Raw genomic sequence first — 215 nt, 5'->3', positions numbered from 1 at the left:
CACCGCGTTGGAGGGATGGCTGAGTGGTCGAAAGCACCGGTCTTGAAAACCGGCAAGGGTTAATAGCCCTTCTAGGGTTCAAATCCCTATCCCTCCGCCACTTTCGAGATTCAGATAGAGTCTGGGTTTCAAAAAATTGGAGCGGTAGTTCAGTTGGTTAGAATACCGGCCTGTCACGCCGGGGGTCGCGGGTTCGAGTCCCGTCCGCTCCGCCA

2 tRNA genes are annotated in these 215 nt (G+C 55.8%); both read left to right on the top strand.

Annotated features, from left to right (window positions below):
• The first annotated feature begins 9 nt into the window (after nucleotides 1-9).
• Nucleotides 10-100, top strand: a tRNA-Ser gene (locus HC728_RS20075).
• A gap of 38 nt (nucleotides 101-138) precedes the next feature.
• Nucleotides 139-215 (top strand) — tRNA-Asp (locus HC728_RS20070).

It is taken from the genome of Aliivibrio sp. S10_S31 (assembly GCF_014694495.1).
Taxonomy (GTDB): domain Bacteria; phylum Pseudomonadota; class Gammaproteobacteria; order Enterobacterales; family Vibrionaceae; genus Aliivibrio; species Aliivibrio fischeri.
This window is presented reverse-complemented; position numbering and strand designations above follow the sequence as displayed.